The organism is Dietzia sp. JS16-p6b (assembly GCF_003052165.1).
In the GTDB taxonomy this organism is placed as follows: domain Bacteria; phylum Actinomycetota; class Actinomycetes; order Mycobacteriales; family Mycobacteriaceae; genus Dietzia.
Map to the genome: position 1 here is coordinate 2,124,979 of NZ_CP024869.1, position 25,870 is coordinate 2,150,848.

Here is a 25,870-nt window from a genome sequence, read left to right on the forward strand (position 1 = left end):
TATTACAGCACGACCACCCACCGCCCGGACCTGCAGCCACCGGTCCAGCGTCGGCCGAAGTTCACCGCTCTCACTCGGTGGCCGATCCCGCCCCCCGCATCACGTGGGTACGCGCGCCACCGACACCCGCGAATCGTGAGCGGTCGCAGGTGAGGACGATGACCTGAGAGGTCGACGCCGCCGCGGCGATGACCGCTCCCATCGTGAGGCGCCGGGACGGATCCGTGTAACCCATGGTGTCATCGAGAAACACCGGGACTCCGTTGTCTCCGACGAGCCGGGCGCAGGCGATCCGCACGATCACCGCCAGCTGCTCCCTGGCCCCACCTGACAGGGAGGCGTAATCCACGGAGACGTCCCCGATCCTCCGACTGAGAATGGTGAGGTCCTCCCCCAGCCGAACGTCGAAATCGGGCCCGTAGACAAGTCGACCGAGCTCGACCACCGCGCGGTGGAACGGCTCCTGGTATGCCCGGAGCGCCTCGGACCGACGCCGTTCGAGGGTTCGGTGGAGGAGGTCGGCCGCGCGCGCCCTGCGCCACAACGCGGCGTTCTCCCTCTCCGCGGCGTCGACCTCACGCTCGGCCACCGCGACGTCTCCGAGCCGCCCCTGGTCACTGATGGCGTTGACCCGACCGAGCGCGGTGGCCACCGCCGACGCACTCTCCCGTTCCTCAGCGACGAGCGCGGCCAGCGAGGCCCGTGCGTTGTCGAGGAGTTCCGGGGGTGCCTCGGCGAGAGCCTCGTCCAACCGCGCTCGCGCCTCCCGCGCGGCCTCGCGTCGGGCATCCGCCTCCCGTCCGGTCCTGTCCGTGTCGGCTTCGAGCTCGTCGTCGGGCGTGACGGCCCGCGCGGCGGCGAGTGCCTCCTCGGAATCCCGGCGCCGCTCCGCGGCCTCCGCGGCCAACGCACCCCGGGTGGCGAGGTCGGTCCTCAGGGTCTGGGCCTCAGCAGCCGCGGACCGGTCCTCCGCGCGACACCTGCTCAGTTCCTCCTCCGCCGTTGCCGCCTCCGCGACCGGATCCGGTGAACCACCGTCGCCCGGTTCGCCGGCGCCTGTGGGGCCGTCGGTCGAGTCCGCGGGCGCATCCTCATGAGACGCCACCGCCGCGGCGAGGGCCTCCCGACGTCGGGCCAGGTCTTCGGGGGTGTCCCCGTTGAGCAGGTCGGCCCTGCGTCGCCGGTGCGCCGCGAGGTCGGCCCGGAATCCCTCGGCCCGTCGTTCGCGCGTCTCCGCCTCGGCGAGCGAAGCGCAGCCGCAGTCGCGCAGTAGCTCGTCGAGGCGGGCCCTGGCCGTCGACTCCGCGCGGCGGACGGCGTCGGTGTCCCCGGCGGGGACGACGGTCAGCGACACCGTTCCCACCCGGAACACGGTGTCCTCGACGATCTCGCGCTCCCAGCCCACGGACGCATCGATCGTCTCCTCGCCGATGCGGGCCGTCCCCTCGCCGGCAACTGTCACCGTCGGGGCGCTGGCCGCGCTCCGGACCACGGCTTCGCGTAAGGATGCCTCCGCGGCGCGGATCCGGTCGACGGTGCCGCCGGGGAGGTCGATGGCCGCGAGCTCTGCCTCGGTAGCGGCGAGCTCCCGCCCGACAGAACCGAGGGTCTCGAGAAGAGAATCGAGGCCCGACAGGTCCGCGCGACGCCGAGCCTGCTCGCGAGCGTCCCGATCCGCGTCGGCCAGTCTGCGAGCTCTGGTGACCCGTTCCTCGGCCGCCTCCAGGGCTGCTCGCGCCTCGCTCGCCCTGCTCTCGGCCGGCTCCAGTCGCCGCGCCGCATCCTCGGTGGCATCGCGCAGCTCGGTTTCCCGGATCACCGCCTCCCCGCGGAGCGCGATGAGGCTCGCGCGCTCCCGCTGGAGCCGGGTCGCCGCATCGTACGCGGCCGCGGCGCGGTCGACCTCGGCCTCCGCAGCTCTCAGTGCCTCCCGCAACCGGTCCACCGACCGTCCCGACTCCTCCAATCGCGCCACCTCCAGCTCGACGGCCTCGAGGGAGGAACGACGGCTGGCGTGGACGGCAGAGTGGTGGGCGTGTTCGGTCACCGCGGCATCGAGCTCGGCCAGTCTCGCCCTGGCCTCGGCCAGGGCGGACCGTGCGTCGGTGAGCCTGGTCTCGGACCGCGCGAGGTCACCGGTCGGTTCTCCCCGTCGCGCCGTGAGATAGCGGTGACGCTCCTCGGCGACCCGCGTGAGCAGGGTGTCGTCGCCGGTGGGATCGGCGCCACCGGCTGCGGCGTCCAGGGCTCGCCTCAGCGACTCCATCCCCTTGCCCGCCTCCACCTGGCCGATGGGTTCGTCCTGGGCGATGCGGAGAGCCCTCCACAGAGACCTGTCGACCCTGCGGTCGAGGACGTCCCGCACGTAGTCGTGGGCGTCGTCGCCCGTCAGTGCCACCTTCGCCGACTCGGGGAACTCGAGCGTGGTGCGCTTTCCGCGGACGAACTCCTTGCGGTACCGCATCCGCTCGCGGTCCACGGTGAATTCCGCCTCCACCACCACCGGAACGTCACGGCCCACCGGGCTGGCCGCCTTGATCTCCGCCCGCCCGGAGGACGCCTTGTGTTCGAGGAGCATCTCCAGCGCGTCCATGAGGCTCGTCTTCCCGGACTCGTTGGGGCCCTCGATCACGAACACACCGCGAGGGGGCACCTGCACCTCCTCCCGGGCCACCCCACGGAAGTCCTCGACACGGAGTCGGTGCAGGATCATCGGTTGCCTCCGTCCACGAGCCGGTGAAGCAGACTGAGAGCGTTGCCCGCGTCCTCGGAGTCCGATCCGTCCGAAGCCGCCAACCCCACGAGGTCCTGCACGGCACGCTCGGCGTAACCGTCGACCATCCCGGCGAAGTCCGAGTCGCCGGCGCGGACCACGAGATGCGTGAGCCGCTCCCGCAAGTAGGCCGCCGCGAACAATTCCGCCCACGTCTCTAGGAGATCGTCGATCCTGGCGCGCAGGGCCACGTCCACGGTCCCGGTGAGACCCAGTTTGAGGACCGTCCTGGGTTTGTCCCGTACGGCATCGATGCCCTCGGCGAGCGCGTCGAGGTCCGAGTCGGTCTCGATTTCCGCGGTGATCGCGAGAAACGACCATCGCCCGGTCCGCACCGGTGTGACCAGGCAACTGCCCGTGCCACCGGTCGACCCCTCCGCCCCGAGCTCGACGAGGAGTGCATGACCGGACGCCTTCTCCACATCATCGAAGGCCGTGGTCTCCGGGCTGCCCGGGTACCAGATCCGGTCGCCTGCCCCTACACGGGTGACGGAATGCCTGTCGCCGAGCGCCACGTAGTCGACCAGACCCGACCCGACGGCGGCCTCGAGGTCCGCGACGCGGATGGCCTCGACGGACGGTGAGTCTCCGCCGTAGACCTCATCGGTACCGCCGTGTGCGACGAGCACTCTCAGGTTGTCCGTCGGTTCGAGGTCGCCGAGAAGAGCGGGAAGCCGGGCGGGATCCGGGCGTTTCGAGGTCCACGGGACCCCCACCACCTCGATTCCGGGACGCACCTCGACGGGGTCGGAGTCGCAGAGGACGGTGACGGCCCCGCCCTCCACCGCCGATGAGAAGTCCCGACACCGCAGGACCGAGGAGACGTCGAGCGGGTCGTGGTTTCCGGGAAGGATCAGCACCGGCACGGGGAAGGCGGCGAGAACCTCCGCGGCACGGAGCACGATCGAGCGGGGGACCGCGTTGTCCTCGAACGCGTCACCGGCGACGACGACGAACTCGGCGCCGTGCTCGACGGCCAGATCCCCCAGCGACGCCACCGCGGCGAGACGGTCCGCGGTGTACACCGCCTGCGACTCCGTACCGAGAAATCGCCGGGTCATCCCCAACTGCCAGTCCGCCGAATGAAGGAATCGGATCATGCCGCCGCCCCGTCGCCTGTCCATGGCCGCATCGTAGGTCGACGCTCCGACACGGTCTCCTCGGGATGCACCCCGGGTGCGCCGATCACGGGTACCGGTACCGGGTGAAGGCATCGAGGAAGTCCTCGAGGTCGGCCACCACACGCAACTGCTCGAGCGGGTCCCCGGTCGCCGCGGCGGCGAGTCTCCTGGTGACCGGCGCGTCGAGCAGGTCCTCGAGACCTGCCGGGGCCGGTGTGGGAAGCGCGGGGAGCAGCGGATCACGCCCCCACAGGCCGTCCTCCACATCGAACGCGATCGCGCCGGTGTCCCCCTCGGCGTGCCCTCCCAGCACCGCGCCGACCGCCTCGGCGCTCAGTCCCCGGAGCGCGAACATCACCTCGGGTGTGGCGTCCCACCACTCCACCAGGACGTAAGCGGCGGACAGGACATGCCGGCAGGGGCCGGGTTGTACCGGACAGCGGCACGTGAACCGGGTGGCACCGTGGACCGCCGGGAGCAGCAGGAACCCGACGGTGTCGGAGAACTCACCGGCGAGCGCGCGCAGAACTCCCCCGTCCTCGCCCCGGAGCGCCACCCGCAGAGCCTCGGTGTCCGTGGTGTCGAGCGGGGAGAACTCGAACTCCACCGTGAACGGGTCCGCTTGGCTTCCGTCGACGTCGCATCGCACGATCCGGCCCGAGTGCTCGAGCGAGAGCACCCGTCCCTCGCGCGCATCCCTGCGGCCGAGGGACACCTCGCCGCGGGTCGCACCGGACTCGATGTCCGAGGACCACCGGCGACTCCACATGTGCGTCCCGAACGCGCCGGCCCTCGACCTGGTGGGGATGCCCACCCCCCCGCCCGCACCCCGCCGGCTCACTCGTCGTCCCTCCCCTCGCCTGTCAGCGCGACGAGAGAGGCGAGGTCCGCATCGGTGAGGTCGGTGAGCACGCCCGCGAGGGGCCCCAGTGTCAGATCCGCCAGCTCGCGTTTGGATTCGAGCAGCTCGTCGATGCGGTCCTCGACCGTCCCCGGGGCCACGAGGGTCCGGATCTGTACCGGACGGGTCTGACCGATCCGGTGCACCCGGTCGGTCGCCTGGTTCTCCACGGCGGGGTTCCACCACCGGTCCAGATGCACCACGTGGTTGGCCTCCGTCAGCGTGAGCCCGGTCCCGCCCGCCCGGAGTGACGCGAGCATCAGCGGCGGCCCCTGCGGGCTCTGGAACACCTCGACCATCGACGCCCGACCGCCTGCGGTGACGCCCCCGTGGAGGAAGGGCACCCCTGTCGCCGCGCGACGCTCGAGCAGCGGGAGGATGAGGTCCCCGAAAGCCCGGTACTGGGTGAACAACAGGACCTTCTCCCCCGCGTCGAGGATCTCGGTGAGGACCTCGTCCAGTGCCGCCAGTTTGCCGGACCGGTGTCGCCCACCCCGCAGCAGCGAGGACCCGTCCCCGAGATAGTGCGAAGGATGGTTGCAGACCTGCTTGAGCGCGGTGAGACCGGACAGGATCGCACCCTTGCGGGACGCTCCCTCAGACTCCCTGACCTGCTCCATCATGTCCTCGACGACCGCCTGGTACAGCGTCGCCTGCTCACGGGTCAGGGGGGCGTCGACCCTGATGTGTTGCTTGGCCGGGAGATCCGCGGCCACGGCCGGGTCCGACTTGAGCCGACGCAGGACGAACGGGGCCGCCAGGGCGCGCAACCGGGTGGCCGCGGCCTCGTCTCTGTGCGATTCGATGGGGACCGCGAACCGGGCGCGGAAGGTGCTGGCCGACCCGAGCAACCCGGGGTTGGCGAAGTCGAACACCGCCCGCAGTTCGTCCAACCTGTTCTCCACCGGGGTCCCGGTGAGCGCGATCCGGTGCCGGGCGGGGATGGAGCGGATCGCGCGGGACACCGCGGTCGCCGGGTTCTTGACGGTCTGGGCCTCGTCGGCGACCACGCGTCGCCACTCCACCCCGGACAGCAGGTCGACGTCCCGGGTGGCCGTTCCATAGGAGGTCAGGACGAGATCCGAGTCCGTCATCCGCGCGGCGGCGCCCTCCCCCCGGCCGCGTCCCTGACCATGGTGGACGTGGACCCGGAGCTCCGGGGCGAACCTCGAGGCCTCACGCTCCCACGTGGACACCAGGGTCAGGGGCGCGACCACCAGGGTGGGACCGGACCCCCCGGTCGCGTGTTCGGTCGCCGTGAGCGCGAGGACCTGCATCGTCTTGCCGAGCCCCATGTCGTCGGCCAGGACCGCGCCGGTGCCGGCCCGCGAGAGGGCCGCGAGCCACCTGACGCCGTCCAGTTGATACGGCCGCAGGGAGGCCCGGAACCACTCCGGCAGCGCGATCGGCGACGACGACGAGGGGATCCAGTCGAGGGTGGTGGGCGCCTCGACCTCGACGCCCTCCGCCTCGTCGGACATCAGTGCCGCGACGAGAGCCGGGGCTGTCGTCCTCTGACCTCGCCTGGCCGCGAGGAAGCGAGCCGCCCGTCGGAGCGCGCCGGGATCGGCGCGGACCCACTGTCCACGGAGCTTGACCAGATCCGAGGCGGCGTCGAGCAGCATCCGGGCCTCGGTGGCGTCCAGCGGGCTGTCGTCGACCACCAGCTCCCAGTCCACATCCGCCAGCTGTTCGAGCCCGAGTCGGTGCCCCGAGTCCACCGACTCGGTCCCGGGCTCCGTGACGGTCGCCCTCACCGCGGTTCTGACCCTCGTCCAGGATCTCGGGAGGAGGACCTCGATCCCACGGCCACGGAGCGCCTCGACGCCCTCGTCGACCAGGTCGACCACGAGGTCGGTCGGGAGCAGCAGATCGGGAGCGCCGGCCGCCTGGGTGGCGCGGGACAGCGGCGGCCACGAGCGGACCGCCCGCGCCACCACATCACGTACGGGCCCGTCCACCGAGGAGGTGTCGGCGAGATCGGAGAACGGACGGAGCGAATCCGCGCCCGTCCGGACGAGCACCTGGAACCGCCAGACGACGCCGACGTCCGAGGACTCCTCCGCGCGACCCCCGACGGTGGCGCCGTCCACCGTGTCCCCGTCCACCGTGTCCCCGTCCACAGTGCCCCCGCCCGCCGTGTCGTCGTCGGACGGTTCGACCACGCGGAAGACCACGTCCACGTCCTTCGCCGCAGCCGCGCGACCGAACTCGCGGACCGCATCGGCCAGTGCCTGCCCGGCCGAGGCCACCTGACCACCCCCGACCAACGCCTCGCCGAGTTCGCTGCGCCGGTCGGCCGCGAGGGGAGCCAGTGCCGCGCGGGCGTGATGATCCGTCAACTCCGACAGGAGCCGGACCAGTTCCTCCCGGGTGGCGACCAACCCGTGACTCCGGTGCAGGCTCTCGGTGGTCCAGGCCCCGATGACCGGCGATGCGACGAGATCCCAGGTGGCGTCCCACGCTCCGTCGAGGCGGGTGAGACGGGGGACAGCGTGGCCCGCGGCCACGAGGGACGCGACGCCCGAGGACAGAGCGGCCAGTGCCTGCAGTCCGGCCCCCACCCACCGGTCCTCCGATCTGAGGAGGCGGCAGAGGTCGACAGCGTCGCCGACGGACACCCGGACCCCGGGCACCGTCGCCGATCTGGCCTTCCCGTCCACGATCGCACGGACCCCGATGCGGTGGGACAGCCGATACCTCCCGAGGAACTCCACCACCTCATTCGGGGCGCCGGCCCGGGCGACGGCCGTGACGGCGGCGGCCGGCGCCACCGAGTGCGGCCGCCGCAGGCCCGTGTCGCACCACAACCCCACGACCCCGGAGTGCCAGACGGCGTGGAGACGGGGATCGGCGGTCGGGGTCACGTCGCCATGTAAGCACGTTCGTCCGACATTCCCCCGGGCGCGGGGACGGTCCCGCACGGGACCGGGCGTCCGGCCACTTCTGGCAACGCCGCCATTCCACACCCGGTCGCGGCCTCCACAGGCCCGGGGTGCCGGCCACCGACGGGCGACCCCCGGGGCCGGGCGGGCACACATACTCACCCCGTGACCGACCATCACCCCATCCGACGCCGCCCCGGGGGCCACGGGCGGATCATCCCACCGCTCGGCGTGAGAGCGCTCGGTCTCACAATGGCGGTCGCGGCGTCGCTCTGCGTGGTCCTGTGGTGGGCGGAACCCAGGCACTCGGCGCCCGGGAGTCCGGGCAGACAGGCCCTCGAGGCCCTTCTCACCCACGTCGACGTGGTTCCCGAACGGATCACGGTGCCCGGCTATGAGCGCGACTGCTCCGGCGCGTCCGCGTGCGTGTTCGGGCCGGCCTGGAGCGACTCGACGGGAGCGCCGTACTCGGGGAACGGCTGCTCGACGCGTCACGACGTGTTGGCCCGTGACCTGGGGGGCACCACGGCGGACCCCGCCTCGGGGTGCTCGGTCGACGGGGGGACACTGGTGGATCCCTACACCGGCCGGGTGATGGACGTGAGCGCATCCGGTCTCCGGGGGATCCACGTGGACCACGTGTTCCCTCTCTCCGCTGCGTGGGACCTGGGGGCCTGGGACTGGTCTCCCGGACGGCGGGCGGCGTTCGCCAACGATGTCGAGCGCAACCTCCTCGCCGTCACCGGATCCGTCAACAGCCGCAAGAGCGACTGGACACCGGAGGACTGGCTTCCACCCGACCCCGGCAGGCACTGCTTCTACGCGGCCCGCTACCTCACGGCGGCGGTCGCCTACGGCCTGCCGGTGACCGCAGGGGACCGGGAGGCGTTGGCAGCGGCGGTGCGCCGCTGCCCCCGCGGCGGGTGACGGCGGGAGGTCGACGGCAGGCCCTCCCGGGTCGGATCGGGTGCGGTCAGTACCTGTCCGATCCGCCGCCCGAGCGGCCACGGAACCCGCCTCCGCGGCGGTCGTCGCGGCCACCGCGATCCCCACCGCGGGGGCGGCCCCCGCGGTCGTCCCTCGTGGCGGACGGGCGACCGGCGGGCGGGCCGGAGTCCGGACGGATGTCGATCTCCGTACCGGAGACCCGGATTCCGCGCATCGAGTCGATCTGGTCACGGGACAGACCCGCGGGGAGTTCGACGATCGAGTGGTCGAAACGGATCGAGATGCGCCCGATATCGCCCCCGCTGAGTCCGGCTTCGTTGGCCAGCGCGCCCATGATCGATCCGGGCTTGACGTTGTTCCGCTTGCCCACGGCGATCCGGTACTGCGCCATGTCCTTGCCGGACCGCGAGGGGCGGGGCCCGTCCGAGAAGCCGCGCCCGGGGCGCTCGCGCCGGTCGTCCCGCCGGGGGTCGCGGCGATCGTCCTGCCGATCACGCCGGGCCGGCCGCTCGGGCTCCCGCATGAGGAAGTCGGCGGAGTTCCTGGACTGGGTGGCGAGGGCGGCGGCGATGTCGGCCATCGAGACCGAGTGTTCGGCGGCGTACTCCTCCACGAGGCGGCGGAACATCGCCAGGTTCGGGTCGTTCAGGCTCTCCGTGATCGACTGGGCGAACTTGGCCATGCGCATCTCGTTGACGTCGTCCACGCTCGGCAGCTGGATCTCCGTCAGCGGCTGCCTGGTGGCCCGCTCGATCTGCGAGAGCAACCGGCGTTCCCGCGGGGTGACGAACAGCAGCGCCTGGCCACTGCGACCCGCGCGGCCCGTGCGGCCGATCCGGTGGACGTACGACTCCGTGTCATGCGGGATGTCGTAGTTGACCACGTGGCTGATCCGGGGCACGTCCAGACCACGCGCTGCGACGTCCGTGGCCACCAGGATGTCGGTCCGACCGTCCTTGAGCGCCTCGATGGTCCGCTCGCGAAGGTTCTGGGGGATGTCGCCGTTGATCGGTGCCGCGGAGAACCCACGGGCCCGCAGACGTTCCGCCAGCTCCTCCGTGGCCGATTTGGTGCGGACGAACAGGATCATCGCGTCGAAGTCCTCGACCTCGAAGATCCGCGTCAGCGCGTCGAGTTTGTCGCGGTGGTTCACCAGCACATAACGCTGCTGGATGGTCGGCGCCGTGGCCGTCTTCGAGGCGACCTTCACCTCGGCCGCGTCGGTGAGGTACTTCTGGGAGATCCGGCGGATGGCAGCCGGCATCGTGGCCGAGAACAGCGCGACCTGGGTGGACTGCGGGGTGTCCGAGAGGATCCGTTCGACATCCTCCTGGAAGCCCATCGCGAGCATCTCGTCGGCCTCGTCGAGGACGAGATGACGCAGGCCCGACAGGTCGAGCGTGCCCTTCTTCAGGTGATCGATCACCCGACCGGGCGTCCCCACGATGATCTGTGCCCCCCGCCGCAGACCGGAGAGCTGGATCCCGTAGGCCTGCCCACCGTAGATCGGCAGGACGCTGACCTGAGGCATGTTGGCGGAATAGGTGATGCACGCCTCGGCGACCTGCAGCGCGAGCTCGCGGGTGGGGGCCAGCACGAGCGCCTGCGGGCTCTTGACCGACGGGTCGATGAGGGAGAGGATCGGCAGCGCGAAGGCCGCGGTCTTGCCGGTTCCGGTCTGCGCCAACCCCACGACGTCGCGGCCCTCCATCACCAGCGGGATGATGGCCGCCTGGATGCCCGAGGGGACCTCGTACCCGACGTCCTTGACCGCCTTGGCGACGGCCGGGTCGAGCCCCATGTCGGCGAACGTGACGGCGTCGTCGCCCGCGTTCTCCGCGGCGGTCTCCGCGGCCGGGGCGCGCTTCCCCGAGGCGCCTCCGCTCGACGCGGGCTCGCCGGCGGGCTCGGCCACGGGCTCGGCGGCGGGCTCGGCCGCGGGCTCTGCGGCGGGCTCGGCCACGGGCTCTGCTGCGGGCTCGGTGGTGTCTGGGGCGCTGGCGGCGGTCTCGACCTCGTCGCCGGCAGTGGCGGTACGGTCCTCGTTGTCGTTGCTCATGAGAAGACTCATGCTACGGCGTCGACGACCCCGTCCGCGACACCGCGGCGCTGGTCACTCCCCCGTCGCCGTCCCGGCCGAGGCGCTCATGCGTCTCTCTGGCGAACACCCACGGCACCACCGCGGCGAGGAGCAGCGCCCCGGAGAGCACGAATCCGGCGGTGTAGCCGAACCCGTCCACGACGAGGCCCACCAGCACCGGACCGAGGATCGCTCCGGAATCACTCGCCATCTGGAAGGTCGCGAGAACCTTACCCCCTGCGCGATCCGCACCGATCACGTCCGCGACGGAGGCCTGCTGCGCGGGATTGAGCACCCCCGCGCCCATTCCCGCCACGACCGAGGCCGCCACGAGGAGGGGAACCGTATCGCACCAGCCCAGCGCCAGCGTTGACACCCCGGAGACCACCAGTCCACCGATCACCAGTGGTCGTCGTCCGTACCTGTCCGACAACCACCCCGCCACCGAGACGACGGCCGCGGTGCCCACGGCGAAGGAGGCCAGCGCGGTGCCGGCGACACCGGCGCCGGCGTCGAAGTTCGCGGCGGCGAAGAGTGGGACGATCGCCACGCGCACGCCGAAGGAACTCCACCCGTTGGCGAAGCTGGACACGAGCGCGGCGCGGTATCCGCTGTCGCGTAGAGCCTCCCGCACCGGGAGCGCCTCCTGCTCGGGCATCCCGTCGTCCGCCGAGGGCCGGCGCCCTCCTCGCAGGAACACCGCCACCACCCCGGTCGCGACGAGCAGGGTGACGGAGTAGACGAAGAACGGCACCCGCATGCCGAACCCGGCGAGCAACCCGCCGAGAACCGGCCCGCCGATGTTGCCGATCAGGAACGCGGTGGCGTACAGACCGGCGATACGTCCCCTGGCGCCGGGGGGTGAGAGGCGGGTGAGCAGCGCCATGGCCGAGATGGTGAACATCGTCGACCCGAGCCCCCCGAGCCCCCGGAACACCAGCAACTGCCAGTAGGACTGGGCCATACCGGTGGCCAGAGTCGACACGACGACGATGAGCAGGCCCGACATGTAGACCCAGCGTTCGCCCAGGCGGTCCACGAGGAACCCACCGGCGGGGGCGAACACCAGACGGAAGAAGGCGAAGGCGCTCACGACCACCGACGCGGCGGTCACCGAGACGTCGAAGCTCCGCGCGTATTGCGGGAGCACGGGGGCGACGAGACCGTAGCCGACCGCCACGGCGAACGCGGCGGCGACCAGCACCCACACATCCGCGGGTAACGGGGTCCGCGGTTGCGCGGTCCGACGCCTTCCGGAGAACGGTCCTCTCACGCCGACCGGAGCACCCGGGCGAGGACGTCCGCGCCGAAGTGCAGGGCGTCGACGGGGACCCTCTCGTCGACGGCGTGGAAATGGCCGAAGACGTCGAACTCGTCCGGGACCCTCAGCGGGACGAAACCGTACCCGTGGATCCCCAGAGGAGCGAGGTGCTTGTTGTCCGTGCTGGCCGGCAGGAGGTACGGGACGACAAGGGCTCCGGGGTCGGACGCCAGGACCGCCTCACGGATGACGGAGACCAGCGGATCGTCCGCGGGCGCGGCGATCGGCGGTTGCCAGATCCAGTCGACCGCGACGTCGGGCCCGAGCTCGGCCTCGATCTCAGCGCGGAAGGTCTCCTCTCCCCCGGGCAGTACGCGACAGTCGATCTCAGCGAACGCCTCGGAGGGGATGACGTTGGTCTTGTACCCGGCGGACAGGATGGTCGGCGACGCGGTGTGCGAGAGCGACGCCTCCACCAACGGGCCGAAATGCCCGAGCACGCCGAGGTGCGCGGGCAGGTCCGCGACGTCGCCACTCGTCCCGGCGAGCTCACCGACCGCGGAGGCGAGGGCGGTGTTGGCCTCCGTCGGTGCGACGGGGAAGTGGCGGCTCGCGACCCGGTGTACGGCACCGGCGATCGCGGCGACGGCGTTGTCGAGGGTCGGACGGGACGCGTGGGCGGCGGCGCCCTTCGCGCTCACCCGAGCCCAGGCGACGCCCTTCTCGGCGACCGCGATCGGGTAGAGCCGACGTCCGGACACCGGGACGGACCACCCGCCGACCTCGCTGAGCGCGTGGGTCATTCCGTCGAAGATCTCGGGGCGTTCGCGTACCACCCACTGTGCCCCCATCGTCCCCGCGGCCTCTTCGTCGGCGAAGAAGGCGAGTAACAGGGGTCTGCGCGGCACGATCCCCTCCCGGCGGTAGTGGCGCACGACGGCCAGGATCATGCCGATCATGTTCTTCATGTCGACGGTTCCCCGGCCGTAGAGCCAGCCGTCACGGATCTCCCCCGCGAACGGCGGGACCGACCAGTCCTCGGCGACGGCGGGCACGACGTCGACGTGGCCGTGCACCACGAGGCCTCCGGCGGCGGCATCGGACCCGTCCACCCGGGCGAACAGACTGCCGCGGCCGGGCACGGACTCCACCAGTTCACTCGGGATGCCCACCTCGTCCAGGTACTCGGCGATCCGTCGGCACACGCGGGTCTCGCCGTCACCGATCGAGGCGGGGTCGCCGGTGTTGGTCGAGTCGATGGAGACGAGGTCGGCGGTGATCGAGACGGCCTCGGAGTGCAGGAGGGCCCGCATCTCGTCGGTCATCGGCATGGTGTCCGTCATCCGAAGCACTTCCCTTCCCCACGGTAGGTGGGCCAGCGGTCCACCACCGCGGACCCCTGTGCAGTGTCGTCCACCACGTGGAGCGTGTCGAACCGCTCGCAGACCTCGCCTGCCTTCGCGTGACGCCACCAGGCGCGGTCCCCGATCGCCACGTCCCCCCGAACCGGGGTCTGCACCTCGCCGGCGCCCTCCCTGCCGAGGTAGCGCAACCCCGTGGGGAGGGCGGGGACCGGCAGCCGGTCCGGCCCCGGCGCCCCGGAGGCCACGTACCCGCCGTAGAGGAACGTCGTCAGGCCGCGCGCCGGGGTGCGGACGGCGGGCAGGGCGTAGAACAGCGAGGGGCGAGGGGTGAACGACCGATAGTGGTCGAACAGCCCGGGGACGAAGAGACCGGATCCGGCGGTCACCTCGGTGACCGCCGGGTCCGCTGCGCTCTCGGCGATCGAACCGGATCCGCCCGAGTTAACGATCTCCGGCCGCTCGCCGGTGAGCCCGGCGATCACGTCGGCGACCGCGTGACGCACTCCCAGGAGACGGCGCATGGACAGGCGCTTGACCAGTCCCACGCCCCGGACGTCGTCGGGGACGCCGGCGACCTGCGCCTCGTAGAACATCGCGCCGACCACCCTGAAGCCCATGTCGACGGCGCGACGGACGAGAGGCTCCACGTCGACCGGACTCCGCAGCGGGGACCGCCTCACACCCAGGTGGAGCGGCCCCAACCGGAGCGAGGCGTCCACGTCGACACACACCCTCGCGCCGCCCGCACCCGACTCCCGGGCGATCTCCAGATGGCGTTCGTCGTCGACCATCAGCGTCACCGCCCCGAGCGCGGCCGGATCCGCGCCCAGCCGACCGAGCGCGCCACGGTCGACCGAGGGGTACCCGAGCAGGACGTCTCGACAGCCCGCCTCGACGAGCCACAGGGCCTCCGCGAGCGAGTAGGCCATGATCCCGCGCACCGACTCGTCGCCGCGGAGCCCCGGGCCCAGGACCTCCTCGAGCACACCGCGCGACCTCACGGACTTGCTGGCGATGCGGATCCGTGTCCCGCCCGCCCGGCGCCGGAGATCGGCGAGGTTCGTCCGCAGGGTGGGCAGGTGGAGCGCCGCGAGCGGTGCGTCGAGCCCGGTGGTGGCGACGTCGACCGCCTCCACGGCGTCGCTCGCGCGTCCGGACATGGTCCCGGTCACCCCCTCTACCCTCACCGGGTCGACCTAGTCGCCGTCGATCGGGTGCGCGTCCGCGACCACGAGGTCGACCGCCCGGTGGAGGAGAGCGATCGCCTCGTCGTCATCCCGGCAGATCTGCCAGCGCAACCCGATCCCCGCGACCGTGGCCTCGACGACACCGACCATCTCGTCGAGTCCCATGCCCCAGCGCATACCCGCGGACTGTGCGGTCCGCTCGAGGACGGACCGGATGATCTCCTCGTTAGACTCCTGCTGATGACGGGCCAGACCGATCTCCGGTGACCCGTGTGTGCGCAGCGAGTAGGAGACGATCTCGTAGGTGAGGAGCTGACGGTCCGGAGAGGCGGAGATGACGGCCCAGATCAGGTCGATGGCCTCGTAGAGCCTCCGGCGCAGCCCCTCCCTGCCGAGGGCGCCCGAGTCGAAGTCGACGTTGATGAACGCCCTGGCCGCCTGGTGGACCTCCGAGTTGACCGCACCGATCACCTCGCGGAGGAGTTCCTCCTTGTCGGTGTAGCAGTAGTGCACCACTCCCAGGGAGACGCCGGCGCGCTCCGCGACACCGCGGACGGTCACCGCTCCGAGCCCGTAGTGTTCGGCGATCTCGAGGGCGGCCCGGAGGAGCTGCGCTCGGCGCTGATCGGATGGCAGGCGTCTGGTCACTCGTCCATGGTACGACGACGACGAGGCGACGGGCGCACTACACCTCACGCCCGACCTGCGACCGAACCTGCATCTGGTCTCTTGTCCAGATCGGCCCCGGGACCCGCCCCGGGAGGTAGCCTCTGCACCCATGACGACCTCGACCACGCGGTGGCACAACTGGGCCGGAAACGTTCTCGCCTCGCCGTCGGGCCGGTCCGACCCCACGACGGTCGCCGAGGTCACCGGGGTCGTGACCGCGGCCGCCGAGCGCGGCTCCAGGGTCAAGTGCGTGGGTGCCGGACACTCCTTCACCCCCGCCGCGGCGACCGACGGGGTGCTGATCTCGCTCGACGACCTGACGGGGATCGAGTCGATCGTCCCGACCCGCGATCCCGAGGGGAACGTCGACGGGGCGGACGTGACCGTCTGGGCGGGTACCCGACTCCACCGGCTCGGCCCTCTGCTCTGGGACCTCGGGCTCGCCCAGCCGAACCTCGGCGACTTCGCCGAGCAATCGCTGGCGGGCGCGGTGTCCACGGGCACCCACGGCACGGGCCGCACCGCCGTCGGCCTGCCGGCCACCGTGGTCGGACTGCAGATCGTCACGGCGGACGGCTCCGTCCTGGACTGTTCGCGCGAGGCGGATCCCGACGTGTTCGAGGCGGCCCGCCTCGGGATCGGAGCGATCGGGATCATCACCAAGTTGACCATTCACTGCGTGCCGGCGTTCGCACTGAGCGCCGAGGAACACCCCTGGACCCTCACGGCCGCACTCGCCGATCTCGAGGGCTTCGCGAGCTCCGCCGACCACGCGGAGTTCTTCTGGTTCCCGCACACCGATGCCGTCACCGTCAGACGCAACACCAGGTTGCCGGGTGACGCGGACCTGCGTCCGCTCGGCCGCATCCGCGAGCTGGTCGCCGACGAGTTCCTGTCCAACGAGGCCTTCGGTGCGCTGTGCCGGACGGCCGCACGCCGGCCGACGCTGACCCCCCGACTCAACCGCGTCGCCGCACGCGCGATGTCGGCCCGCGCGTACACCGATCGCAGTTACCGGGTCTTCGCCTCCCCGCGGCGGGTGCGCTTCCGCGAGATGGAGTACGCGGTGCCGGTGGCCGCGGCCACCGGCGTGCTCGGTGACCTGCGCGACATGATCGACCGCACCGGCGTCGTCACGCCGTTCCCCGTCGAGGTGCGGTTCGCCGCGGCGGATGACGTGTGGTTGTCGACCGCCTACCGGCGGGATGTCTGCTACGTCGCGGTCCACCAGTTCCACCAGATGGACCACACCGAACTCTTCCGGTCGGCCGAGGAGATCTTCCTCGCGGCGGACGGTCGGCCCCACTGGGGCAAGATGCACACTAGGACCGCCGCCGACCTCTCGGCCACCGTCCCTCACTTCGACGACTTCGTCTCGGTACGCGACCGACTCGACCCGGACAGAATGTTCGCGAACCAGTACACCGAACAGGTCCTGCCGTAGGAGGCGGGACCACCTGAATCTCCGTACCGTGGGGTGACGGACAGGGTCAGCCGTTCCTGTCGCGACCACCCTCGAGGAGTTCCCGTGCCAGAACGCGTCCCCGCCGAAACCGACGTCTCCGGTCCGCTCGCAGGAATCGCCACCGGGGCCCTGCGCAAGGCGATTCGGAGCCAGGCCGGGGCCGCGAAGGGTTATGTCCGCACGCTCCGCCGGAGCCACCCCGACGAGAGTCCGGCACGGATCCGCGAGCGGCTCGACTCCCGCTTCCTCACCGCCGTCACCGCGTCCGGCGCCGCCGTGGGGGCGACGGCGGCCGTGCCGGGGGTGGGCACCGTGCTCGCGTTCGGCGCGATCGGCGCCGAGTCGCTGGTGTTCATCGAAGCCGCGGCGTTCTACACCCTGGCCGTCGCGGAGGTGCACGGAATCGACGTCAAGCTCGGCGAGCACGAGGAGCTGCTCGTCATGACCGTGATGCTCGGCGCATCGGGCACCGCGATCCTGGCCAACGCGGTGAGCACGAACGGCGGTGCCTCCGCAGGCGGATCACTCGCCGGAAGGTCGCTCGGTCTCCCCGGCCTCAAGGAGGTCAACCGGCGCATGGTGTCCCGGTTCGCCCGGAAGTTCGCCGTCAAGAGAGCCACCCTCGCCATGGGCAAACTGGCCCCCGCCGGTATCGGCGCCGCCGTGGGCGGCTGGGGTAACCGGCGGCTGGGCCGGACCGTCGTCAACGCGGCGGCGGCCACCTTCGGCACCCCGCCCGACAGCTGGCCCACGAGCTGAGCGCCGTCCATCCGGACGCCGCATCCCCCTGTCAGGTGAGATCGGAAGGCCCCGAACGCGCGGAAGGTCTAGCCTGGGTCCATCGCGTGTGAAACCCACCACAAATCAGGAAGGCACCACAACATCGTGAGCAAAACCGTCTCACAGTTCGGACAGAACCAGTGGCTCGTCGACGAGATGTACGAGCGGTTCTCCAAGGACCCCTCCTCAGTGGACGAGTCCTGGCACGAGTTCTTCGACGCGAACCCCGGGGCAGCCACCGGCCGCGATGCGTCGAAGGGCTCGTCCGGAGCCGGGCCGGCGTCGGACGGGGGTGACACACGCACCGGTGGGAAGAACAACGGCGACGGTAGCGGTGGCGGGAAGAAGGGCAAGAAGGTCTCCGCCGACGCATCCGGGGGCGACAACGCCACCCCCGACGCCAACACCCAGAAGACCTCCGAACTGACCGTGGCCGACGTGTCCCCGGAGTCCTCGGCGAAGGACGTGGCCGCCAAGCCCGCCGACGACAGCACCCCCGCGCGCAAGGCCCGCGGTCAGGGCGTGCCCGCCCCGGTCCGGTCGACCGAGAAGCGCAAGAAGGACGACGCCCCGGCCGCGAAACGGACCACCAGACCCGAGTACGCACCGCCGGAGGAGCCCGAGAACAAGGTTCTCCGCGGCCCGGCGAACGCCATCGTCAAGAACATGAACGCGTCGCTGTCGTTGCCCACGGCCACCTCGGTCCGTGCGGTCCCGGCGAAGCTGATGATCGACAACCGGATCGTCATCAACAACCACCTCAAGCGCACGCACGGCGGGAAGATCTCGTTCACCCACCTCATCGGGTACGCCATGGTGCAGGCCGTCAAGGCCTACCCGAACATGAACAACTACTTCGAGGAGATCGACGGCAAGCCCAACGTCGTCACCCCGAACGGGATCAACCTGGGCCTGGCGATCGACATGAAGACCAAGGCGGGGCGCACCCTCGTCGTGGCCGCCATCCGGAACTGCGAGAGGCTCGACTTCCGCGGCTTCCTCGACGCCTACGAGGACATCGTCTCCCGCGCCCGCGTCGGCAAGCTGACGATGGAGGACTTCTCGGGCGTCAGCATCTCCCTGACCAACCCCGGTGGTATCGGCACGGTCCACTCGGTCCCGCGTCTCACCCCGGGGCAGGGCGCGATCCTCGGCGTCGGCGCGATGGAGTACCCGGCGGAGTTCCAGGGTGCGAGCGACGAACAGCTGGCCAACAACGCCATCGGCAAGATCACCACGCTCACCTCGACCTACGACCACCGGATCATCCAGGGGGCGGAGTCCGGCGAGTTCCTGCGCGAGATCCACCGCCTCCTGCTCGCCGACGAGTTCTACGACGAGATCTTCGACGTCCTGGGCATCCCCTACGAGCCGGTCCGGTGGCGCCAGGACATCACCGACCCGCGTGTGGACAAGGACGCCCGCGTCCTCGAGCTCATCGCGGCCTACCGCGACCGCGGTCACCTCATGGCGGACATCGATCCGCTGGACGGTCGGCACGCCCAGCGTCGGCGGACCTTCCATCCGGATCTCGACGTCAACTCGCACGAGCTGACCCTCTGGGACCTGGACCGGAAGTTCTCCGTGGGCGGGTTCGTCGGCAAGGACAAGATGCGTCTGCGCGACGTCCTCTCGGCGCTCCGCGCGGCGTATTGCCGCAAGATCGGCATCGAGTACACCCACATCCTCGAGAACGACCAGCGTCAGTGGATCCAGGACCGGCTCGAGGGCGTCGACGACAAGCCGACGGTCGCCGAGCAGAAGTACATCCTGTCGAAGGTCAACGCCGCCGAGGCGTTCGAGACCTTCCTGCAGACCAAGTACGTCGGTCAGAAGCGCTTCTCGTTGGAGGGTGCGGAGTCGGTCATCCCGATGATGGACGCCGTCATCGACGAGGCCGCCGAGTTCGCCCTCGACGAGGTCGTGATCGGGATGCCGCACCGCGGGCGTCTCAACGTGCTGGCCAACATCGTGGGCAAGCCCTATCGCCAGATCTTCACCGAGTTCGAGGGGAACATGGACCCCTCGGCCGCTCACGGCTCCGGGGACGTCAAGTACCACCTCGGCGCCGAGGGGATCCAGTACCAGATGTTCGGGGAGAACGAGATCAAGGTCTCGCTCACCGCCAATCCGTCGCATCTCGAGGCCGTCGACCCCGTCCTGGAGGGGATCGTGCGCGCCAAGCAGGACCTCATCGAGGACCCGGAACGGCGCGCGGAGTACCCGGTCGTGCCGCTCATGCTGCACGGTGACGCCGCGTTCGCCGGACAGGGCGTGGTCGCGGAGACCCTGAACCTCTCCCAGATCGACGGCTACCGCACGGGCGGCACGATCCACATCGTCGTCAACAACCAGATCGGCTTCACCACCGCGCCGGAGGCCGGCCGGTCGAGCCAGTACGCCACGGACGTGGCCAAGATGATCGGCTCGCCGATCTTCCACGTCAACGGCGACGATCCCGAGGCCTGTGTGCGGGTGGCCCGGTTGGCCATGGACTTCCGCCAGCAGTTCAAGAAGGACGTCGTGATCGACCTCGTCTGCTACCGCCGCCGCGGGCACAACGAGGCCGACGACCCGTCGATGACGCAACCGCGGATGTACGAGGTCATCGACGCCAAGAAGAGCGTCCGGCAGTCCTACACCGACGATCTGGTCGGCCGCGGCGACATCACCGAGAAGGAGGCGGAGAACGCCCTCCGCGACTTCCAGGGGCAGCTCGAGCGGGTCTTCAACGAGGTCCGTGAGCTCGAGAAGCACCCGGTCAAGGCCTCCGAGTCGATCCTGCCCAACCAGCCGCTGCCCAAACGCCTGGTGACGGCGGTGGACGAGTCGGTCATCCACGCCATCGGCGACGCCTTCGGCAACCTGCCGGAGGATTTCCACATCCACTCGCGGGTCAAGCCGGTCTACGAGGCGCGCCAGAAGATGGCCTACAACGGCAACATCGACTGGGCGTTCGCCGAACTGCTGGCGATCGGCTCGCTGGTGCAGGAGGGCCGGACCGTGCGTCTGGCCGGGCAGGATTCGCAGCGCGGGACCTTCACGCAGCGCCACGCCGTGGTGGTCGACAAGACCACGTCGGAGCCGTACTCGCCCCTGCAGAACCTCGAGGACGCCGAGGGCCGCTTCGAGGTGTGGAACTCGGCGCTGACCGAGTTCGCCGGCGTCGGGTTCGAGTACGGATACTCGGTCGGGGACCCGGAGGCGCTGGTGTTGTGGGAGGCCCAGTTCGGCGACTTCGTCAACGGTGCCCAGACCATCATCGACGAGTACATCTCCTCCGGCGAGGCCAAGTGGGGCCAGAAGTCCTCGGTCACCCTCCTCCTCCCCCACGGACACGAGGGCATGGGACCGGACCACACGTCGGGTCGCATGGAGCGTTTCCTGCAGCTGTGTGCGGAGGGGTCGATGACGGTCGCGCAGCCGTCGACACCGGCGAACTACTTCCATCTCATGCGTCGTCACGCCACGGACGGGATCAAGCGTCCGCAGATCGTCTTCACCCCCAAGTCGATGCTGCGCAACAAGAAGGCCGTCAGCGCCCTCGAGGACTTCACGACGGGCAAGTTCCGCTCGGTTCTCGACGATCCCACCTTCGTCGACGGTGGTAAGGACCCGGAGAAGGTCACGACCATGCTCCTGGTCTCCGGCAAGCTCTACTACGAGCTGGCGGCCCGCCAGGAGAAGGAAGGCCACGAGCACATCGCCATCGTGCGGCTCGAACAGATCCACCCGATCCCGTTCCGCCGACTGCGCGAAGCGCTCGGGCACTACCCGAACCTCTCCGAGGTGCGGTGGGTGCAGGAGGAACCGGCCAACCAGGGCGCGTGGAGCTTCCTCGCACTCAACCTGCCGGAGGTCATCCCGGAGTTCCCCGCGATCAAGCGGGTGTCGCGGCGGGCCATGGCCGCCACGTCGACCGGGCTGAGCAAGGTCCACGCGGTCGAGCAGAAGGCGCTCGTGGACGAGGCGTTCGCCTGATCGTCGCCGGGGGGTGAACCCCGGCGACGATCAGTCGCCCCCCACCGGGGCACTGGGTCCGCCGCCCGGAGACGGGCGGCGGCCCGGAGCAGGTCAGTAGTCGTGGGAGTCGAGCCAGAAGTCGGCGAGAGCGGTCGGGGTGGACGTCCCGAACTCCACCCCGAGCAGCAGTTCCCGGACGTCGTCGGTGGTCAGCTCTCCGCTGATCCGGTTGACCAGGGCCAACTGGTCCTCCGAGAGCGAGCCCTTGCGGAACACCGGGACGAGGTGTTGGGCCAGGATGGCGTCCTCGTCGTCGTCCAGCACCACCATGTCGTCGGGATACAGCACCGGGTCGGTCGACTGGACCAACCCCACCCCGATCTCGCCCGCCCGCAGCGCCTCGAGGACGGCGCGAGGGTTCGGCCCGAGCGCCACCCGCCGCCCGAACCCGCAGTCGTACGTCCCGCCCACGGCGGTGGCCAGCTCTCTGTCCGCGAGCGCCTCCTGGCGTGCGCCCAGCGTGAACTCGCCGCACCGGCTCTCGAGGTCGGACATGGTCCGTAGACCGCGGGTCTGCGAGGTGTGCCGGGTCACCACGTACACGGGGGCGTCCTCGGCGGGAGCCGGGTCGGCCGCGGTCACACCCTCGGGCAGGGCCGCCATCATCGCTCTGTACACCTCGTCCGCGTCGACCGCCGTCGACTGGGGATCGAAGGAGCGCAGCAGTTCCCCGGTGTACCCGATGGTGAAGGTGGCGTCCCCGGTCGTCACCGACTCGAGAACCTCGGCCTGGCTCCCGGACTGCGACCGGATGGTGGCCCGGGAGCCGGAGCGCAACAGCGCGTTGCCGTAGATGTGGCCGACGATCTCGGCCTCACCGAACGAGGCGGTCTCGATCACCACCACCGGATCGGGCTGGTGGGCGGGGATTATCGAGGACTGCGCCTGGCATCCGCTCAACCCCACCACGGCGGCCCCGGCGATCGCCAGTGCCCGTACCCCGGCCCCGTCCCCCGTCCGCCGCACACGACCACGTCCTTCCTCGTCACGTCCGCACCAGACGGTGCGACACTGTCCACCAGTGTCCCAGCAGCACCCTAACGGTCTCGTCTGGAGGTCCGACGCCCGATAGGGTCGGGGCAACGATCGAGGGGAGCCCAGGTGCCCAGTGTCCGGAGACTGCGGAACACGACGACCCTTCCCGTGCCCACCCCCTCGGGTCCGGCCGTTCCCGCCGAACGCGCGGTGGTCGGCTGCGGTGTCTACGTCGACGGTGTCCGCGAACAGGGGCATGTCACCCATCGGACCGCGATCGAACGGGTCCGGGAGACCGGGCGGGGTTTCGTGTGGATCGGCCTCCACGACCCGGACCGGCATCAGATGGACACAGTCGCGTCGGCGTTCGGTCTGCACGAGCTGATCGCCGAGGACGCGACCAGCGGGCGGCAGCGACCGAAGCTGGAGGCCTACGACGACACCGTGGTCCTGACCATGTCGACTGTCGAGTATCTCGAGCACCGGTCGGTGGCGGACGCCACCGATGGCGGCGAAGTCACCGGCATCTTCGACACCACGGACATCGTCTCCACCGGTGAGATCATGGTGATCCTCGGCCGTGATTTCGTCATCACCGTCCGTCACGGCGACATCCCGGCCCTGTCCGGCCTCCGCGCGGAACTCGAGGGCGCACCCGAGAGGTTGTCCCGAGGGCCCGCGGTCGTGATGCACGCCGTGGCCGACCGTGTGGTGGACGGTTACCTCGAGGTCGCCGAGAGGATGAGCCGGGAGATCGACGATCTCGAGATCGCGGTGTTCGCCCCGCGCACCCCGGTCGGCATCGAGCAGATCTACGTCCTCAAGCGCGAACTGCTCGAACTCAAGCACGACATCGCCCCGCTGGCCCTCCCTCTGCGGCACCTGTCGGTCGAGCACGTCGACCTGATCCCCTCCGAGGTGCGGCACTACTTCCGCGACGTCCAGGACCACCACACCCGGGTCGCCGCCGAGGTCACGACCCTCGACGAGCAGATCACCTCTCTGGTCCACGCCGCCATGGCGATGATCGGCGTCCAGCAGAACACCGACATGCGGCGGATCTCCGCGTGGGTGGCGATCGCCGTGGTGCCCACGATGATCGCGGGGATCTACGGCATGAACTTCACCAACATGCCCGAACTCCGGACCGAGTACGGCTACTACGTCGTGCTCGGCGTCATGGCCGCCGCGTGCACGGCGTTGTTCCTGCTCTTCCGGAGAAACCGCTGGCTGTAGTCAGCGCGCCAGGCCCGGGTTCACCGCTCGGCGCGCGGGGTCGGTCACGTCGATCCCGGCCTCGGTCCACGCGTCCTCGAGTTCCCCGGCTCCCTTGAGCCGCACCCAGGCCGCCTCGGTGTGGGTCACCGGGACCGCCCGGAAGATCCTCACGGGCGCGGCCTCCCCGCGCAGCTCGACGTCCGGGACCTCGGGCGCGCGCAGGACGACGGCGGTGAACGCCGCGCCCGGCCACAGCGGCTCACCCAGGTCGACGAGCGCGCCCTCCGAGAGCACCAGACCCTCGACCGCCGGCGCGGCCGCGAGGACGGCCAGCGCGCGCACGACCCCGTCGACCCCGCCCCGGAGCACCAGGCAGAGCTCGGCCCGTGGCGCCGCCGGGTCGGGGACGAGGGCGGACGGGTCACCCATGGGATCGGCCGAACATCCGAGCGAGACGTAGCGGACCAGCCCCGACTCGAGGTCCACGAAGCGCAGGACCCGGATCGGAGCGGCCCCCAGGAAGGTGACCGACGCCTCCTGCGGTTCCGGGCCCAGATGAGTGACCAGGTGCTCCCGGACCGCTGCCAGGACGGCCGGCGGGTCGGATCCGGCTCCCGGGAGACTCACGAGAGGCCGAGGCGCGCGAGCTCGTCGCGGACCTTCTCGGCGTTCGCGGGCTCGCACAGGATGTCGTAGCGCCCGGCGACCAGCTGCGAGGTCGACGCGAAATCGCGCTTCCCCCGCGTCGCGGCGTACGACAGCGACGCCGAGACCACACCGAAGACCGAACCGCCCACGAGTCCGGTGAGGACGACCCCCCACATCGGTTGGGTGAATATCCCGACGAGCAGACCCACGAAGAGCCCCAGCCACGCCCCGGTCGCCAGTCCGCCGAGCAGGACCTTGGGCCAGGTCAGGCGGCCGGTCACACGTTCCACCTGCATGAGGTCCACGCCCACGATGGTCACCTCGTGGACCGGGAAGTCCTCGTCGGCGAGGTGATCCACGGCGGCCTGCGCCTGGGCGTAGGTCGGGTAGGAACCCACGACCCATCCGGTGGGAGGGGTGGGGAGCCCGGGCGTCTGACCGCGACCGGTCCTGCCGGAGGTCGGGGAGATGGGAGTGGTCATCAGTTCGATCCTTCCGTCGCCGACCCGTGGGGACCGGTCTCGTGTGTACCCGTCGTCATCCCTGCCGCCCGACCCCGTGCGGAGACCACCAGGGCCATCTTGCGGCTGGCCTCGTCGAGCATCTCGTCCCCGAACATCACCGCGCCGCGAGCCCCTCCCTCGGCCGATGTCGAGTGGGCGTAGGCGGCGAGGATCCCCTCCGCCTTGTCGAACTCGTCCTGGCGTGGGCTGAACACCTCGTTGCCCGCGTCGACCTGGGCGGGATGCAGGACCCACTTGCCGTCGAATCCCAGCGCCGCGGTGCGCGCCGCCGCCCGTCGGAAACCCTCCACGTCCCTCACCTTGAGAAACGGCCCGTCGATCGCCTGCAGTCCGTGCGCGCGGGCCGAGACGAGGATGCTCAACAGCACGTGGTGGTACGCGTCTCCCGGCGCGTAGCCCTCGGGCTGCTCCCCCACGGTGAGCGTGCGCATGCCGATCGAGGCCATGAAGTCCGCGGGTCCGAACACCAGTGTCAGGACCCGGGGGCTGGCGGCGGCGATCTCATCGATGTGGGTGAGCCCGAGCGCGTCCTCGATCTGGGGCTCGATCCCGATGTGCCCGACCGGCAGTCCCGCTGACTTCTCGACCTGGGTCAGGACCAGGTCGAGGGCCCGGACCTCCGCGGCGGACCGCGCCTTGGGCAGCAGCAGTGCGTCGACGTGGGCGCCGGCCCGGCCGACCACCTCCGTCACGTCGCGGACCGTGTACTCGGTGTCCCACGCGTTGACCCGCACGACGACCGTCGGCGCGGCGAAGCCCTCCGTGGTGAGCGCCTCGACGACGTTCTCCCTGGCCTGCTCCTTTGCCGGCCCCGCCACGGCGTCCTCTAGGTCGAGGAACACCTCGTCCACCGGCAGGCCGCGCGCCTTGTCGATCATCTTGACGCTGCTGCCGGGGACGGCGAGGACCGTGCGCCGTGGGCGGGCGCGGAGATCGGCGATCGTCGCCGCGGCGGAATCCGACGGTGCGGGATCCGAGTACTGGGCGGGGGTCATCTGCGGGCACTCCCTTCCGGTGCGGTGCGGGCGGGGTGCGATCCACCACCCGG

General features: G+C 70.7%; 18 protein-coding genes. 5 read left to right on the forward strand and 13 right to left on the reverse strand.

The genetic code is table 11. The annotated features are described in order from the left end of the window. Nucleotides 1-70: 70 nt before the first annotated feature. From CT688_RS18010 to CT688_RS09715, 4 genes are all read right to left on the reverse strand, one after another. Nucleotides 71-2,713: an ATP-binding protein gene (locus CT688_RS18010; protein ID WP_107756731.1), complete on the reverse strand. Its 2,643-nt coding sequence runs from the start codon at nucleotides 2,711-2,713 to the stop codon at nucleotides 71-73. Beyond that, the gene (locus CT688_RS09705) at nucleotides 2,710-3,897 is read right to left on the reverse strand and encodes a metallophosphoesterase (RefSeq protein WP_107756732.1); all 1,188 of its coding nucleotides are present in this window, start codon (nucleotides 3,895-3,897) and stop codon (nucleotides 2,710-2,712) included. The genes CT688_RS18010 and CT688_RS09705 overlap by 4 nt, the downstream gene beginning before the upstream one ends. 61 nt (nucleotides 3,898-3,958) lie before the next feature. Then, the gene (locus CT688_RS09710; protein WP_231750276.1) at nucleotides 3,959-4,735 is read right to left on the reverse strand and encodes a hypothetical protein; all 777 of its coding nucleotides are present in this window, start codon (nucleotides 4,733-4,735) and stop codon (nucleotides 3,959-3,961) included. Beyond that, nucleotides 4,732-7,662, reverse strand: a complete 2,931-nt coding sequence (locus CT688_RS09715) for a DEAD/DEAH box helicase (protein WP_107756733.1) — start codon at nucleotides 7,660-7,662, stop codon at nucleotides 4,732-4,734. Before CT688_RS09715 ends, CT688_RS09710 begins: the two co-directional genes overlap by 4 nt. Nucleotides 7,663-7,845: 183 nt before the next feature. Between CT688_RS09715 and CT688_RS09720 the strand changes: the two genes are divergently transcribed. Beyond that, complete coding sequence (locus tag CT688_RS09720) at nucleotides 7,846-8,607, forward strand: HNH endonuclease family protein (RefSeq protein ID WP_107756734.1); 762 nt, start codon at nucleotides 7,846-7,848, stop codon at nucleotides 8,605-8,607. 46 nt (nucleotides 8,608-8,653) lie between these two features. Here CT688_RS09720 and CT688_RS09725 read toward each other — a convergent pair whose 3' ends face one another. Genes CT688_RS09725 through CT688_RS09745 form a run of 5 tightly spaced genes read right to left on the reverse strand, consistent with a single transcriptional unit; the run spans nucleotide 8,654 to nucleotide 15,168 of the window. Beyond that, nucleotides 8,654-10,687 (reverse strand): DEAD/DEAH box helicase, encoded by a 2,034-nt coding sequence (locus CT688_RS09725; protein WP_197431400.1) that lies wholly within the window; start codon nucleotides 10,685-10,687, stop codon nucleotides 8,654-8,656. Between the two features lie 13 nt (nucleotides 10,688-10,700). Next, complete coding sequence (locus tag CT688_RS09730) at nucleotides 10,701-11,981, reverse strand: MFS transporter (protein ID WP_231750277.1); 1,281 nt, start codon at nucleotides 11,979-11,981, stop codon at nucleotides 10,701-10,703. Then, nucleotides 11,978-13,312 (reverse strand): M20/M25/M40 family metallo-hydrolase, encoded by a 1,335-nt coding sequence (locus tag CT688_RS09735; RefSeq protein ID WP_107756736.1) that lies wholly within the window; start codon nucleotides 13,310-13,312, stop codon nucleotides 11,978-11,980. Before CT688_RS09735 ends, CT688_RS09730 begins: the two co-directional genes overlap by 4 nt. Next, entirely contained in the window at nucleotides 13,309-14,493 is a 1,185-nt protein-coding gene (locus CT688_RS09740; RefSeq protein WP_107758126.1) for an alanine racemase, read from the reverse strand. Before CT688_RS09740 ends, CT688_RS09735 begins: the two co-directional genes overlap by 4 nt. A 36-nt stretch (nucleotides 14,494-14,529) precedes the next feature. Beyond that, nucleotides 14,530-15,168 carry a TetR/AcrR family transcriptional regulator gene (locus tag CT688_RS09745; RefSeq protein ID WP_107756737.1) on the reverse strand — a complete coding sequence of 213 codons (639 nt, stop codon included), beginning with the start codon at nucleotides 15,166-15,168 and terminating at the stop codon, nucleotides 14,530-14,532. A 130-nt stretch (nucleotides 15,169-15,298) separates the two neighbouring features. On the opposite strand from CT688_RS09745, the gene CT688_RS09750 reads away from it, so the two are divergent. The 3 genes from CT688_RS09750 (at nucleotide 15,299) to CT688_RS09760 (ending at nucleotide 21,415) form a co-directional block, all read left to right on the forward strand. Continuing rightward, nucleotides 15,299-16,633 (forward strand): D-arabinono-1,4-lactone oxidase, encoded by a 1,335-nt coding sequence (locus CT688_RS09750; RefSeq protein ID WP_107756738.1) that lies wholly within the window; start codon nucleotides 15,299-15,301, stop codon nucleotides 16,631-16,633. Nucleotides 16,634-16,717: 84 nt separating this feature from the next. Further along, nucleotides 16,718-17,413 (forward strand): hypothetical protein, encoded by a 696-nt coding sequence (locus CT688_RS09755; RefSeq protein ID WP_107756739.1) that lies wholly within the window; start codon nucleotides 16,718-16,720, stop codon nucleotides 17,411-17,413. Nucleotides 17,414-17,539: 126 nt separating this feature from the next. Next, nucleotides 17,540-21,415 carry a multifunctional oxoglutarate decarboxylase/oxoglutarate dehydrogenase thiamine pyrophosphate-binding subunit/dihydrolipoyllysine-residue succinyltransferase subunit gene (locus tag CT688_RS09760; RefSeq protein WP_231750278.1) on the forward strand — a complete coding sequence of 1,292 codons (3,876 nt, stop codon included), beginning with the start codon at nucleotides 17,540-17,542 and terminating at the stop codon, nucleotides 21,413-21,415. A gap of 93 nt (nucleotides 21,416-21,508) precedes the next feature. Here CT688_RS09760 and CT688_RS09765 read toward each other — a convergent pair whose 3' ends face one another. Continuing rightward, a complete protein-coding gene (locus CT688_RS09765) occupies nucleotides 21,509-22,423 on the reverse strand; it encodes a glycine betaine ABC transporter substrate-binding protein (protein ID WP_107756741.1) in 915 nt (304 codons plus the stop codon). 177 nt (nucleotides 22,424-22,600) lie between these two features. On the opposite strand from CT688_RS09765, the gene CT688_RS09770 reads away from it, so the two are divergent. Continuing rightward, on the forward strand, nucleotides 22,601-23,668 hold the full coding sequence (locus CT688_RS09770) for a magnesium and cobalt transport protein CorA (protein ID WP_234414825.1): 1,068 nt from the start codon (nucleotides 22,601-22,603) through the stop codon (nucleotides 23,666-23,668). On the opposite strand, the gene CT688_RS09775 is transcribed toward CT688_RS09770, so the two are convergent. From CT688_RS09775 to CT688_RS09785, 3 genes are read right to left on the reverse strand one after another with little or no spacing between them, the layout of a single operon-like run. Next, nucleotides 23,669-24,277 carry a suppressor of fused domain protein gene (locus CT688_RS09775; protein WP_194861126.1) on the reverse strand — a complete coding sequence of 203 codons (609 nt, stop codon included), beginning with the start codon at nucleotides 24,275-24,277 and terminating at the stop codon, nucleotides 23,669-23,671. Further along, nucleotides 24,274-24,780 (reverse strand): general stress protein, encoded by a 507-nt coding sequence (locus tag CT688_RS09780; RefSeq protein WP_107756742.1) that lies wholly within the window; start codon nucleotides 24,778-24,780, stop codon nucleotides 24,274-24,276. The genes CT688_RS09775 and CT688_RS09780 overlap by 4 nt, the downstream gene beginning before the upstream one ends. After that, a complete protein-coding gene (locus CT688_RS09785; protein WP_107756743.1) occupies nucleotides 24,780-25,817 on the reverse strand; it encodes a CoA ester lyase in 1,038 nt (345 codons plus the stop codon). Before CT688_RS09785 ends, CT688_RS09780 begins: the two co-directional genes overlap by 1 nt. Between the last annotated feature and the right edge of the window lie 53 nt (nucleotides 25,818-25,870).